The 12,159-nt window shown below is 57.9% G+C and carries 13 protein-coding genes; 8 read left to right on the top strand and 5 right to left on the bottom strand.

Annotated elements, in window-relative coordinates:
* The first annotated feature begins 123 nt into the window (after nucleotides 1-123).
* The 4 genes from N2M06_RS04500 to N2M06_RS04485 all read left to right on the top strand — a co-directional run bounded on the left by N2M06_RS04500 (nucleotide 124) and on the right by N2M06_RS04485 (nucleotide 4,316).
* Nucleotides 124-1,179: a BMP family protein gene (locus N2M06_RS04500; RefSeq protein ID WP_346351745.1), complete on the top strand. Its 1,056-nt coding sequence runs from the start codon at nucleotides 124-126 to the stop codon at nucleotides 1,177-1,179.
* A gap of 327 nt (nucleotides 1,180-1,506) precedes the next feature.
* A complete protein-coding gene (ettA, locus tag N2M06_RS04495; protein ID WP_346351744.1) occupies nucleotides 1,507-3,174 on the top strand; it encodes an energy-dependent translational throttle protein EttA in 1,668 nt (555 codons plus the stop codon).
* Nucleotides 3,175-3,300: 126 nt separating this feature from the next.
* Nucleotides 3,301-4,008, top strand: coding sequence for an AzlC family ABC transporter permease (locus N2M06_RS04490; protein WP_346351743.1), 708 nt, complete (start codon nucleotides 3,301-3,303; stop codon nucleotides 4,006-4,008).
* The gene (locus N2M06_RS04485) at nucleotides 4,005-4,316 is read left to right on the top strand and encodes an AzlD domain-containing protein (protein WP_346351742.1); all 312 of its coding nucleotides are present in this window, start codon (nucleotides 4,005-4,007) and stop codon (nucleotides 4,314-4,316) included. Before N2M06_RS04490 ends, N2M06_RS04485 begins: the two co-directional genes overlap by 4 nt.
* Nucleotides 4,317-4,650: 334 nt before the next feature.
* Here N2M06_RS04485 and N2M06_RS04480 read toward each other — a convergent pair whose 3' ends face one another.
* Nucleotides 4,651-5,466 carry a phytanoyl-CoA dioxygenase family protein gene (locus N2M06_RS04480; RefSeq protein ID WP_346351741.1) on the bottom strand — a complete coding sequence of 272 codons (816 nt, stop codon included), beginning with the start codon at nucleotides 5,464-5,466 and terminating at the stop codon, nucleotides 4,651-4,653.
* A gap of 95 nt (nucleotides 5,467-5,561) precedes the next feature.
* On the opposite strand from N2M06_RS04480, the gene N2M06_RS04475 reads away from it, so the two are divergent.
* Complete coding sequence (locus N2M06_RS04475; RefSeq protein ID WP_346351740.1) at nucleotides 5,562-6,467, top strand: LysR substrate-binding domain-containing protein; 906 nt, start codon at nucleotides 5,562-5,564, stop codon at nucleotides 6,465-6,467.
* Complete coding sequence (locus tag N2M06_RS04470) at nucleotides 6,464-7,210, top strand: alpha/beta fold hydrolase (RefSeq protein ID WP_346351739.1); 747 nt, start codon at nucleotides 6,464-6,466, stop codon at nucleotides 7,208-7,210. The genes N2M06_RS04475 and N2M06_RS04470 overlap by 4 nt, the downstream gene beginning before the upstream one ends.
* On the opposite strand, the gene N2M06_RS04465 is transcribed toward N2M06_RS04470, so the two are convergent.
* Together N2M06_RS04465 and N2M06_RS04460 are read right to left on the bottom strand one after the other, a co-directional pair.
* The gene (locus tag N2M06_RS04465; protein ID WP_346351738.1) at nucleotides 7,207-8,556 is read right to left on the bottom strand and encodes a Na+/H+ antiporter NhaC family protein; all 1,350 of its coding nucleotides are present in this window, start codon (nucleotides 8,554-8,556) and stop codon (nucleotides 7,207-7,209) included. The genes N2M06_RS04470 and N2M06_RS04465 overlap by 4 nt on opposite strands.
* A gap of 132 nt (nucleotides 8,557-8,688) precedes the next feature.
* Nucleotides 8,689-9,279: a DUF4202 domain-containing protein gene (locus N2M06_RS04460; RefSeq protein ID WP_346351737.1), complete on the bottom strand. Its 591-nt coding sequence runs from the start codon at nucleotides 9,277-9,279 to the stop codon at nucleotides 8,689-8,691.
* A 171-nt stretch (nucleotides 9,280-9,450) separates the two neighbouring features.
* Between N2M06_RS04460 and hmpA the strand changes: the two genes are divergently transcribed.
* Together hmpA and N2M06_RS04450 are read left to right on the top strand one after the other, a co-directional pair.
* Nucleotides 9,451-10,647 carry an NO-inducible flavohemoprotein gene (gene hmpA / locus N2M06_RS04455; protein ID WP_346351736.1) on the top strand — a complete coding sequence of 399 codons (1,197 nt, stop codon included), beginning with the start codon at nucleotides 9,451-9,453 and terminating at the stop codon, nucleotides 10,645-10,647.
* A 113-nt stretch (nucleotides 10,648-10,760) separates the two neighbouring features.
* The gene (locus N2M06_RS04450) at nucleotides 10,761-11,594 is read left to right on the top strand and encodes a CoA ester lyase (RefSeq protein WP_346351735.1); all 834 of its coding nucleotides are present in this window, start codon (nucleotides 10,761-10,763) and stop codon (nucleotides 11,592-11,594) included.
* A gap of 47 nt (nucleotides 11,595-11,641) precedes the next feature.
* On the opposite strand, the gene N2M06_RS04445 is transcribed toward N2M06_RS04450, so the two are convergent.
* Both N2M06_RS04445 and N2M06_RS04440 read right to left on the bottom strand, forming a co-directional pair.
* Nucleotides 11,642-11,785 (bottom strand): entericidin A/B family lipoprotein, encoded by a 144-nt coding sequence (locus N2M06_RS04445; RefSeq protein ID WP_019933450.1) that lies wholly within the window; start codon nucleotides 11,783-11,785, stop codon nucleotides 11,642-11,644.
* A gap of 54 nt (nucleotides 11,786-11,839) precedes the next feature.
* Complete coding sequence (locus N2M06_RS04440; protein ID WP_040614416.1) at nucleotides 11,840-12,136, bottom strand: hypothetical protein; 297 nt, start codon at nucleotides 12,134-12,136, stop codon at nucleotides 11,840-11,842.
* Nucleotides 12,137-12,159: the final 23 nt, after the last annotated feature.

Below are 12,159 nucleotides of genomic sequence, written 5' to 3'. Positions count from 1 at the left end.
TTGTGATCAAAACCGCACCCATAGTAACACTTATTTAACAACAATAAGACCAAAGTATAGGGTGTGCTTCACCAGAAAGGTTCACAGCAAACCCTTAACATTGAAACAATCAAGGATGAAACCATGAACAACACCATGCGCAACCTGCTCGTCGCCGCCGGCCTGGCACTCACTCCCCTGGCTCAGGCCATGGCTGCCGACAAGGCCGATATTGCCGTGCTGATCCCCGGCAAGCACAACGACGGCGGTTTTATGCAGGCTGCCCACACAGGCTACGAAAAGATTCGTGATCAGCTGGATGTGAACGCCAGCTTTGTATCCAATATTTCTGCCACCTCGGATCCGGTTCTGCTCACCGAGGCCATGCGCGAGCTGGCCCAGAAAGGCCCGGACATGATCATCGCCCACGGCGGTCAGTGCAACGGCCCGGCCGAGACCGTGAGCAAGGAGTTCCCCGACATCAAATTCGTGGTGATTCAGGGCCATGTACAGGGTCCCAACCTGTCCAGCTATGTGGTGCGCCAGGAAGACTCCGCCTGGCTGGCGGGCGCGCTGGCGGGCCTGACCACCGAATCGGACGTGGTGGGCCACATCTCCGGCGCCTGGCCCAAGCCCGGCCTGATTGGCCGTGCCGCCTTTTATGACGGCCTGATGCACGTGAACCCGGATGCCAAATACCTGACCTGGTTCACCGGCGATCTGGACAACACCGGCATCAACGCCGAAGCCGCCGCCGCCGAAATCGCCCATGGTGCCGACGTGATTTACACCATGCTCAACGCCGGCCGCCAGGGCGTGATTGACGAGATCAAAAAACACAACGGCGAGGTGCGCCATATCGGCAACGTGTCCGACTGGACCCAGGTGGACGACACCTTTGTGGGCTCGGCAGTGGCCGATGCCAGCGTGGCTATTCTCAACGCCGCCCAGGACTTCACCACTGGCAAGTGGCAGCCCAACCAAATCACCGAAATCGGCCTCGGCCAGGGTGACGTAGTCAAGCTGACCCTGGCGGACGACGTTTCCCCCGAAGTGCGGGCGAAACTGGACGAGCTGGCCGAAAAGCTGATCAGCGGCGAAATCACCATGAAAACCACCTATGAAGGCAAGGAATTCCACCCCGCCACCGGCGACTTTGTGGATCAGTCCTTCAAGGAAACCCTGAAGACCAAGTCCTGATCCTGTCTTTTGAATAACTGAGCGCCTTCGGCGCTAATGCGGGCGGGCCGCCCGCGCTCCAGTGGGTAGATGGCGATGAACGAAGTGAATCCCAACATTTCGCAGACAACCGCGTGTTGGAATTCGCTACGCTCATTCGCAACCTACTCTGCTTCGTATTACCGCTACTCCAGACAGCCAGGTTCTGCACTTTTCACCCCACTCGCCACTGGCATTCCCCGCCCAGCCAAGTACCATATAGCGCCATGGCCCTGCGTTGGCCGCGGGCTGACTCACAGCCTGCCAGAAAGGCCTGTCAACTCACTGATTTATCAGGACAATATAGAAATGGCTCAATTTGTTTACACCATGCACCGCGTGGGCAAGGTGGTTCCGCCCAAGCGTCATATTCTGAAAAATATCTCCCTGTCGTTCTTCCCCGGCGCCAAAATTGGTGTTCTGGGTCTGAATGGCGCGGGTAAGTCCACCCTGCTGCGCATCATGGCCGGCATCGACACCGAGATTGAAGGTGAAGCCCGCGCCCAGCCCGGCATCAAGATCGGTTACCTGCCCCAGGAGCCCCAGCTCAACCCCGAGCACACGGTACGCCAGGAAGTGGAAGAAGGCGTGGCCGAAGTGGCCGGTGCCCTCAAGGAGCTGGACGCCGTTTACGCCGCCTATGCCGACCCCGATGCCGACTTCGACAAACTGGCCAAGCGCCAGGGTGAGCTGGAAGCCATCATTCAGGCCCACGACGGCCACAACTTGGACAACCAGCTCGAGCGCGCCGCCGATGCCCTGCGTCTGCCACCCTGGGATGCCGTGATCGGCAAGCTGTCCGGTGGTGAGCGCCGCCGCGTGGCCATGTGCAAGCTGCTGCTGGAAAAGCCGGACATGCTGCTGCTCGACGAACCTACCAACCACCTGGACGCCGAGTCCGTAGCCTGGCTGGAGCGCTTCCTGCACGACTACGAAGGCACCGTAGTGGCCATTACCCACGACCGTTACTTCCTCGACAATGTGGCCGGGTGGATCCTCGAGCTGGACCGTGGCGAAGGCATTCCGTGGGAAGGCAACTACTCTTCCTGGCTGGAACAAAAGGATCAGCGCCTGTCTCAGGAAGCTTCTTCCGAAGCCGCCCGTCAGAAGTCCATTCAGAAGGAACTGGAGTGGGTGCGTCAGAACCCGAAAGGCCGCCAGGCCAAGTCCAAGGCCCGTATGGCCCGCTTTGAAGAGCTGCAGAATCAGGACTTCCAGAAGCGCAACGAAACCAACGAGCTGTTCATTCCGCCCGGTCCGCGCCTGGGTGACAAGGTCATCGAGGTGGAGCACCTGACCAAGTCCTACGGCGACCGCGTGCTGATTGACGACCTGTCATTCAGCATTCCCAAGGGTGCCATCGTCGGCATCATCGGCCCCAACGGTGCCGGTAAGTCGACCCTGTTCCGCATGCTGACCAACGCCGAGCAACCGGACAGCGGCAGCATCACGCTTGGGGATACCGTGCAGCTGGCCTCGGTGGAGCAGTTCCGCGACGCCATGGACAACAACAAGACCGTATGGGAAGAAGTGTCCGGCGGCCTCGACATGATGCGCATCGGCAACCTGGAGATCCCCAGCCGCGCCTACCTGGGCCGGTTCAACTTCAAGGGCACCGACCAGCAGAAGCGGGTCGGCGAGCTGTCCGGTGGTGAGCGCGGCCGTCTGCACATGGCCAAGCTGCTGCAGACCGGTGGCAACGTGCTGCTGCTCGACGAACCGACCAACGACCTGGATGTGGAAACCCTGCGCGCGCTGGAGAACGCCCTGCTGGAATTCCCCGGCTGCGCCATGGTGATCTCGCACGACCGCTGGTTCCTCGACCGTATCGCCACCCACATCCTCGACTACAAGGATGAGGGTAAGGTGGAGTTCTTCGAAGGCAACTTCACCGAATACGAAGAGTGGAAGAAGAAGACCTACGGCGCCGAGGCCATTCAGCCCAAGCGTATCAAGTACAAACGCATCGCCAAGTAAGGCTTGTAGCTGTGCTGCCAAAGGCCCGCCTCGTGCGGGTCTTTTTTATTGTTGTGATCCTTCACCTCGCCCTTACTACCCCCTATGGTATGCTGTCTGTTTTACGTCTTCACACACGGAACTTTTATGGACACCTATGCGGCCCAGGCCCAGCTGGACCGGCAGGATATCTGGCAGGGCTTTAAGCAGCTGCTGCCCCTTTCCTTTTTTGTGGCCGCCTTCGGCCTGGCGTTTGGTCTGGCCGCACACCAGACCGGCCTCGGCGACGGCAGCATCGTGCTGATGAGTGCCACTGTGTTTGCCGGAACCTCCCAGTTTGCCGCCCTCGACGTCTGGGGATTGCAGGTGCCGCTGGTACCCTTAATGATTACCACCTTTGCCATCAATGCCCGTCACCTGCTGATGGGAGCCACCCTCTACCCCTGGTTGCGCCATCTGCCACCGGCCAAACGCTACGGCATGATGCTGTTCGCTTCCGATGCCAATTGGGCCCTGGCCATGCAACACTTTCACAAGGGTGAACGGGCTCTTGGCATTTTATTTGGCGGCGGCATGGCAATTTGGGCCTTCTGGATGATCGGCACCTGGCTCGGAATCCGCTTCGGCAGCGCCATTGAAGATCCGGTCAGCATCGGCCTCGACATGGTACTGGGCTGCTTCCTGCTGGCCATGGCGCTGGGTGCCCGCAAGGATCTTCGTACCCTGCTCATCTGGATAGTGGCCGGGGGGAGCTCTATGGCTGCGTACTGGTGGTTGCCGGAAAACAGCCATGTGGTGGTAGGCGCGCTGGCCGGCGGACTGCTGGGAGCAATTTGGATGGAGAAAGGGAAATGATGCTGGAAACCGCCGGCAACGGCACCCTGCTTATTATCGCTGTTATGGCGGTGGTTACCCTGTTCACCCGACTGGGTGGTGTGCTGATCATGTCCGTTATTCCCATTAACCGCCGGGTGCAGAACTTTATCAGCGCCATGTCGGGATCCGTGCTGATCGCCATTCTTACCCCTCAGGCGGTCAACGGCGACGACGGTGCCCGGGCAGCTCTGCTGGCCACCGGCCTGGTGATGTTAATCCTGAAAAAGCCCTTGCCCGCTATCGCCGCCGGCGTGCTGACCGCGGCGCTATGGCGGCAACTGCTTTAACAAAGCTGGAAGCGAGAAGCTGAAAGCGAGAAAGACAACTCGTCGCCTGCGAAGGCAGGGGCCCATGTGCAGAGCGGAATATTGTCGCCTTGTTCGTGGATTCCTGCCTGCGCAGGAATGACAAAAATACCGTAGCAACCGCACTGCTGCTTCTGCCTGATCCGAGCAACCTGATGCTCAAAGTAGCTGCCGCTTTAGCCGGCAGGGCCTGGGTAACAGGCCTTTAGTACAGGTTTGTCTGACAGTTTGCGCCGGCTGAAGCGGCACCTACAGCTAGATACAGAAAGGCCCGCTGTTCAGCGGGCCTTTCTCATTTGCGGTTAACAAAGCGGCATTAACGCCGCCATACCACCGGGAACCAGTCTTCTCGCATGCGGTCGCCGGTTTGCAAATTGATGCCGTCAAAGGGCGGTGAAGTAGGTCCGCCCCGGTTTACATAACGCACATCGTCGCCCATAAAGCGGGTGGAAAAGGCCCGGCGGCGATTCTGAGTCTGGTTGCCCGGCGCGCCGTGCACGGTTTTGAAGTTAAACAGCAGGGCATCACCCAGCTCCATTTCCGGAATCATGATCTCGAAATCACCATTGTCGATATCCGGCATCTCCATATAGGGGCTGTCGTCGGTATACCAGGACGCATTGGTGGACCACTTGCTCGGGCGCACCGGCTTGGGCCAGCGGTGGGAGCCCAGTACCACCTGCAGGGCATTTTCTGGGGTGATGGGATCGAGCGGTATCCAGTAACTGCCGGTCTGCTCGCCGTCCACACAGTAATAAGGGTTATCCTGATGCCAGGGGGTGGCCTTGGAGGTGCCCGGCTCCTTCACCAGAATATGCTCGTGAAACACCTGAATGGCGTTCGAGCCGGTGGCCTCACCCACAATGGCGGCACCGGGCGACTGCTCTATCCACTGACGAAATTCGGGAATACGCTGCCAGTTGCAGTAATCTTCAAAGAAACGACCGGTATCGGTGCCGGTTACGTTCTCGCGGCCATGTTCGCTGGGGTGTTGCAGCACTCGGTCAAAACCGGCACGCAGCGGCTCAATCCAGTCTTTAAATACACCTTTAATCACAATGGCACCATCACGCTGATAGGCGGCCTTCTGCTCGTCGGTCAGCCAGATATTGCTGGCAATGGCTGTGGTCATGTCCCTCTCCTTCCCCGGTATTTGATGACAGCTCGACTTTAACAGTCTTTTTACATAGCATAAAAATATAGATTTAATATAAAGTGCATAACCTAATGGCTATACCATTTACTTTTCGTCAGCTCAGTTACTTTGTGGCAGTAGCCCAGCACGGCAGCATCAGCCGGGCAGCCGTTGCCCTGCATGTGTCTCAACCCTCTGTGTCCATTGCTATTAATCAGCTGGAAGGTCTGCTCGGCCAGCCGTTGTTTCAGCGCCATCGTGGTCAGGGGGTGAGCCTGAGCCCAAGGGGAGAAACGCTGTTTAATGAAGCACGACATATTCTTACCCTGTCGCACAACCTGCTGGACGACAAACATGAAAATACCGATGACGTGCAAGGCCAGCTGGTGATTGCCTGCTTTCGGGATATAGCGCCCTACTATCTGCCGCGTCTGGTGAGTGAGTTTGAGCGTCGCTACCCCAAGGTCAGAGTCAGTATGCAGGAGCAGGATCTGGCCGGTGTACGGGAGTTTCTGGAGCAGGGCAAGGCAGAGTTGGTGCTGAGCTACGGCCTGAGCCTGCCACCGGAATGTCGCACCCATGTGCTCGATGAGCTCAAACCATACGCCCTGTTGCCGGTCGATCACGCACTGGCAGAACAAAGCAGCCTAAGTCTGCGGCAGCTGGCACAAGAGACTCTGATCTTGCAGGATCTGCCGCTGACCCGGGAATATTTTCTGTCGCTGTTCTGGCACCGGGATCTGCAGCCGGCCCGCATTCATCACACCCTGTCGTTTGAAATGCAGCGCGGTCTGGTGGCCCATGGCCATGGTGTGGCACTGTCCTGCACCCGGCCCGCCGGCGATCAAAGCTACGACGGCGCTGCCATCGCCTGTGTGCCGCTGAATGACGATGTACCGCCCCAGCGGGTGGTGCTGGCACGGGCTTCAGACTTTCCGTTGTCGTTGCCGGCACGGCTGTTTGTGGAGCAGATTACCGGCAGGACCATGGCACCATGACTCAACCCAGCTGGATACTGCTGCGCGGGCTGGCCCGGGAGTGCCGCTATTGGGGAGACTTTCCAAAGCAACTGGCCACTCGGCTTAACGCACAAGTGCAGTGTCCGGAGCTCTATGGCAACGGCATTTATCACCAGCAAAAAAGTGCCACTACCATAGCGGAGATGGTGGAGCAGCTTCGTTGCGAAATAACCATACGCCGGCCGGTTTATCTGCTCGGGCTGTCAATGGGTGGCATGATTGCCATTGAATGGGCTGCTCGCTACCCACAAGAAGTGGCCGGTCTGGCTCTGGTGAACTCAAGCAGCACTCTTAACCCCTTCTGGCTACGCCTTCGGCCAATGGCCCAGCTGGGAGTGGGGCTTGCATTGCTGATGACCAGAGCGCAAAGAGAGAGACTTATCTACCGCCTTACCTGCAATCATCGACATGATAGCGATACCCTACTGCCAGGCTGGATACACTACGCCAACCAGTACCCCACCGCTCACCGCAACTTTGCACGTCAGCTTGTCGCTGCCGCCCGCTACCGAGTGCCAGCCAGAGACTTGCCTGTAAAGCCGCTTGTGCTGTGTGGCCTGGAGGATCATCTGGTTAATCCATTATGCAGCCAAACACTGGCGCAGCACCTGCGCGCCTCCTTGCATCAGCATCCCCGGGCCGGCCACGATCTGCCCCACGACGATCCCGACTGGCTGCTGAGCAAGCTGGCCCGATATTCAGACCAGCAAGGCTTGGATTAAAGCACCTGTGCCGCTATCCAGCCAAAGAGGACCAGCGGAATGTTGTAATGGATAAAGGTAGGGATCACCGAATCGCGGATATGATCATGCTGACCATCGGCATTCAGACCGGCGGTGGGGCCCAAAGTGGAGTCGGACGCCGGTGAGCCCGCATCACCCAGCGCACCGGCAGTCCCCACCAGCGCCAGGGTAGCCAGCGGCGAAAAGCCGAAGCTGATAGCCAGAGGCACATAAATAGCGGCAATAATCGGAATGGTGGAAAACGATGAGCCGATGCCCATGGTAATAAACAGGCCCACCAGCAGCATGACCAGCGCCGCCAGTCCCGGATTATTGCCAATCAGCGCGCCCGAGCCGGTCACCAGCTCAGGGATAGCACCGGATGCCTTCATCACGCCGGCAAAGCCCGAGGCGGCAATCATAATAAAGCCGATCAGCGCCATCAGCCGCATGCCCTGAGTGAACACATCGTCCTGATCCTTCCACTTGAACAGGCCGTTCATCGACAGCAAGGCAAAGCCCAGCAAGCCACCCAGCACCATGGAGCCGGTGGTCAGCTGCACCACCAGCGCACCCACTATGGCTACACCTATCATCATCAGCTGTTTGCGGCTGAGCTGCGGCCGGCTGGCTTTATCCTGCTTTACCTCATTCAGTGGCGACTGATAGCCGCGAGGGCGGCGATAACTGAACAGCACCGCCACCAGCAGCCCCAGCAGCATGCCCAGCGCCGGCAACAGCATGGCCTTGGGAGCCATGGCGGTGGTTACCTGCATACCCAGCTCTGCACCGGCCTGATTCACGCTGTTGGTCAGGATATCGTTAAGAAAAATGGTGCCAAACCCTACGGGGGTGGTCATGTACATAATGGTAATGCTGAACGTGATCACACAGGCCACGGCACGGCGGTCCAGCTGCAGCATGTTCATCAGCCCCAGCAGGGGCGGCACCAGAATGGGAATAAAGGCAATATGCACCGGCACCACAGTGCCCGACGCCGCCCCCACCAGGATCAGCGCGACAAACAGCAGCCATTTTACACCGCCGGGGGCAGTCTGCTCACCAGCGCCACGCCGGCCCCCCACCCAGGCCAGCGCCTTGTCGGATACCATGGCGGTAATGCCGGTGCGCGACAGCGCCACCGCAAAGGCTCCCAAAGTGGCATAAGCCAATGCTACTGTCGCACCGCCGCCCAGCCCGTCGTTAAAGGCGGAAATAACCTGATCCACCGACATGCCGGCCCAGAGCCCGCCCACCAGAGCCGCCACTACCAGCGAAAACACCACAGACACCCGGGCCAGACACAGGCCCACCATTACCAGAATCGCCAGCACAATCGCATTCATCGGATCCTCTCCCCTTTTACTCACATCCTGTTAAGGGTGCATCGGCCCCGACACACAAAAATTATTTAACATTGATAACAAATTAAGCATAAATATAGTTTCTATATGGTTGGCATAGCCTTAAGGCCATGTTCAGCCTGCCAGTGCCTGTTTGATCAATGCCAGCATGGCAGGTGACAAGGGCAGTGCCAGCGCTGCCGTCTGCCCTTGCGCAGACATTTTACCCCAGGTTTTGGCAATAATGCTCACCACCTTGGCGTCGTCGTGGCCGGCAGCAAAGTCTTCAAGATAAAACTGCAGAAACACCAGACAAATCACATCTTCCAGCAGCTGGACTTCTGCATCCTGCTTCAGGCGTTGCTTCAGCAACAGGGCGCTCACCCGTTGTTGGGCTTTTTGATCGTAACCGGCTTCAGCCATGAGATGGCCGGTAAGATCGGCGTGATATTGCGCCAGTTCACTGCGCCAGCGCTTGTAACCGGCTCTGTCCATGGGGTAATCGGAACGGGGAATGGCCCAGCGGCGAATATGCTGAGCCCGGGCGGCAATATGCAGCAGCTCGCCGGCATCGGGCGCAAACATCTTGAGTTGTTGCGTCATGCGTTCACTGTAAAGGCGCTCTTTGGGCCAGTCTTTTCCTGCAACCGTCTGACGGTTGGGATCCTGCTCATTCACTTGATCTATGCCACGAATAACTTGCTCAAAACCCGATGATGGCGTCATTTGGCTAATTCCTTGCTCACAATGGCCGCAATCATACCGGCTGCAGCCCGCTTGCTCGAGCCTCAGGCACAAAAAATGCAAAAATTAATTGATGCATCTCAGATGTATCTATATCATTCAGCCCCATTAAGTGACATATTTGATACAACTTTAAAGGCAAACGAGGTACTCATGCTGGAAGCCCGCACCATTGAAATCGTGAAAAGCACCGTTCCCCTGCTGGAGTCGGCCAACACCGCCCTGACCGAACATTTCTACCAGCGGATGTTTCGCGACAATCCCGAGCTGAAAGATGTGTTTAACCTCAGCCACCAGCATACCGGCCGCCAGCCTGCCGCCTTGTTTGCCGCCGTGCTGGCCTATGCCAAAAACATCGACAACCCTGCCGTACTGAGCACAGCGGTAGAGCGCATCGCCCAGAAGCACACCGGTTTTTCCATTCAGCCGGAGCAGTACGCCATTGTGGGCCATCACCTGCTGGAGACCATTAAAGAGCTGGCTCCCGATGCCGCCACACCGGAAGTGATTGATGCCTGGGCTCAGGCCTACGGTGCCCTGGCCGATATTTTTATTGGCCGGGAAGAGCAGATTTATGCAGAGAACGAAAACCGGACCGGTGGCTGGCGCGGCACCCGTAACTTTGTAGTGAAAGAAAAGCAGGTTGAAAGCGAGCTTATCACCAGCTTTCTGCTGGCCCCTGCCGACGGCGGCCCCGTGGTCGGCTTTAAGCCCGGTCAGTACCTTAACCTGCACCTGGTTTCCGACCAGCTGGCACATAATGAATATCGCCAATATTCACTGTGCCAGGCACCCAATGGTGAAAACTATCGCATTGCGGTGAAGCGCGAGCAGGGTGGCGTGGCCTCCAGCTTTATGCACGATCAGGTTCAGGTAGGCGACACCCTGCAGGTGCTGCCGCCTTCCGGCGACTTCTTTATGGACGTGACTCCGCAAACCCCTGTAGTACTGCTGTCTGGCGGCGTAGGTCTGACCCCCATGCGCGCCATGCTGGACCAGCTGCTGAGCCAGAATCACACAGCTCCCGTTTACTGGCTTCACGCCTGTGAAAACGGCGCTCAGCACGCCTTCAAAACAGACATTCAGGCCCGCCGTCAGGCTCATGCCAATCTGGAAACCCATGTCTGGTACCGGCAGCCGCAGGAGACCGATCGCCCGGCAGAAGATTACGACGCCAGCGGCCTGATGGATCTAGGCAAGCTCAGAGACGCCATCTGCCAGCCCGGTGCTCACTACTATTTCTGCGGCCCCGTGCCCTTTATGGCCATGGTGAAAGAAACTCTGTCCGGCTGGGGCATTGCCGACGACCAGCTGCACTATGAAGTATTCGGCCCACACCAAAGCCTGTAACCACAGCACGCTCTAATACAAGGCCCGGCTGCTTGCAGCCGGGCCTTGTTTGATCTAAACAGAAGACGTCTTCACATCGCTTCGCCATCGCGAAGGGTTAAACGGAGTTTTCTATGAACATCAATACGCTGCAGACCCTGCTGTTTGTTCCCGCCAACCGCCCCGAGCGGTTTGCCAAGGCCCTCAGCAGTGGTGCCGATGCCGTTATCATCGATCTGGAAGATGCTGTGCCTCCGGCAGAAAAGGATGCTGCCCGCAGCACCCTGGCCCACTGGCTTACCGGGCAACCTCCGGCCTCGGTATTGGTGCGCATAAACGGCACCGACACCCCCTGGTTCAATCAGGATGCCGCCCTGTGCCGTGCCGATGCGGTGGCCGCCATTGTGGTGCCCAAGGCAGAAGATCCCGATGCCCTCACTGAACTGGCCAATGCCAGCGACAAACCCCTGCTGCCTTTTATTGAATCAGCCAGAGCCCTGGCTCTGCTCAATGATATAGCCACCGCCAATGGCGTGGCCCGGCTGCTATTCGGCCAGCTCGACATGGCGCTGGATCTGGCCATGGACTATCCGCCTCCGGCCGGCGAGCCCCAGGATCAAACCCCTTTTTTGCCCATTCGCAGCCAGCTGGTGGCCACCTCCCGGGCTCACGAGCTGGCCGCACCGCTGGATGCGGTGTATACCGCCTTTAACGATGACGAAGGTCTGCAGAACTATGTGCGGGAAGGGGCGAAACTGGGCTTTGGCGGTGTTTTGCTGGTGCATCCGCGTCAGGTAGCTCCGGCCACTCAGGCGCTGGCCCCTACTCAGGCGCAAATCAACTGGGCAGATAAGGTCATGGCGGCCAATGAACAAACAAACGGGGCCGTGGTGGCGGTCAATGAACATATGGTAGACAGTCCGGTGATCGCCCGGGCCCGGCGTATTTTGCAGCATAATCGCCATTAAGCAGCAGGGCCGGCAATGGCCGGCCCTGCGCTCACGAAAACGGCAACTTACAGTTTTTTCTGTACGTCTCTTGCCGCATCCTGAACCACTTCACCACCACGCTCTATGTCTTTGCCGGCACCGGCAAAGGTATTACAGCCAGTCAGCACCAGAGCTGCCGTTAAACACAATACTAATTGATGTAATTTCATTGACTGCCTCCGTAAGTTGAGTGCTTAACCAGTATAGTGATTTTCGGGCAGGTGTCAGACAGCACTTAAGGCACCCCATATCATCAGCAATGCCAATATCATGGCCGCACTCACCACCGGATAAACCAGATAACCGTCATTACTGCGCTTTGCCTGACGGTAGAGCAGATGGACCAGTACTCTGGAATACAGCAATAACAAACAACCGGTGAGCACAAACTCCGGCAATGTCAGCCATTTGGCCCTGGTGCCGTACAGCAGCAGCAGCAAAGGCTGCAGCACTATCAGATAAAGCGTGAATTTATGCAGACGCCTGCCCAGTTCAGGCCTGCCTACCTGTTCCCGTCTCATGATTGCTCCTTGAGCTTTTCTGC

Origin of the sequence: Oceanimonas sp. AH20CE76 (genome assembly GCF_039654065.1) — a bacterium.
GTDB lineage: Bacteria > Pseudomonadota > Gammaproteobacteria > Enterobacterales > Aeromonadaceae > Oceanimonas > Oceanimonas smirnovii.
This window is presented reverse-complemented; position numbering and strand designations above follow the sequence as displayed.

Coding starts and splice junctions, on each gene's coding strand:
- N2M06_RS04475 (WP_346351740.1), top strand. CDS start 5,562: ATGGCTATACCATTTACTTTTCGTCAGCTCAGTTACTTTGTGGCAGTA.
- N2M06_RS04500 (WP_346351745.1), top strand. CDS start 124: ATGAACAACACCATGCGCAACCTGCTCGTCGCCGCCGGCCTGGCACTC.
- N2M06_RS04480 (WP_346351741.1), bottom strand. CDS start 5,466: ATGACCACAGCCATTGCCAGCAATATCTGGCTGACCGACGAGCAGAAG.
- N2M06_RS04460 (WP_346351737.1), bottom strand. CDS start 9,279: ATGACGCCATCATCGGGTTTTGAGCAAGTTATTCGTGGCATAGATCAA.
- hmpA (WP_346351736.1), top strand. CDS start 9,451: ATGCTGGAAGCCCGCACCATTGAAATCGTGAAAAGCACCGTTCCCCTG.
- ettA (WP_346351744.1), top strand. CDS start 1,507: ATGGCTCAATTTGTTTACACCATGCACCGCGTGGGCAAGGTGGTTCCG.
- N2M06_RS04440 (WP_040614416.1), bottom strand. CDS start 12,136: ATGAGACGGGAACAGGTAGGCAGGCCTGAACTGGGCAGGCGTCTGCAT.
- N2M06_RS04445 (WP_019933450.1), bottom strand. CDS start 11,785: ATGAAATTACATCAATTAGTATTGTGTTTAACGGCAGCTCTGGTGCTG.
- N2M06_RS04485 (WP_346351742.1), top strand. CDS start 4,005: ATGATGCTGGAAACCGCCGGCAACGGCACCCTGCTTATTATCGCTGTT.
- N2M06_RS04490 (WP_346351743.1), top strand. CDS start 3,301: ATGGACACCTATGCGGCCCAGGCCCAGCTGGACCGGCAGGATATCTGG.
- N2M06_RS04465 (WP_346351738.1), bottom strand. CDS start 8,556: ATGAATGCGATTGTGCTGGCGATTCTGGTAATGGTGGGCCTGTGTCTG.
- N2M06_RS04450 (WP_346351735.1), top strand. CDS start 10,761: ATGAACATCAATACGCTGCAGACCCTGCTGTTTGTTCCCGCCAACCGC.
- N2M06_RS04470 (WP_346351739.1), top strand. CDS start 6,464: ATGACTCAACCCAGCTGGATACTGCTGCGCGGGCTGGCCCGGGAGTGC.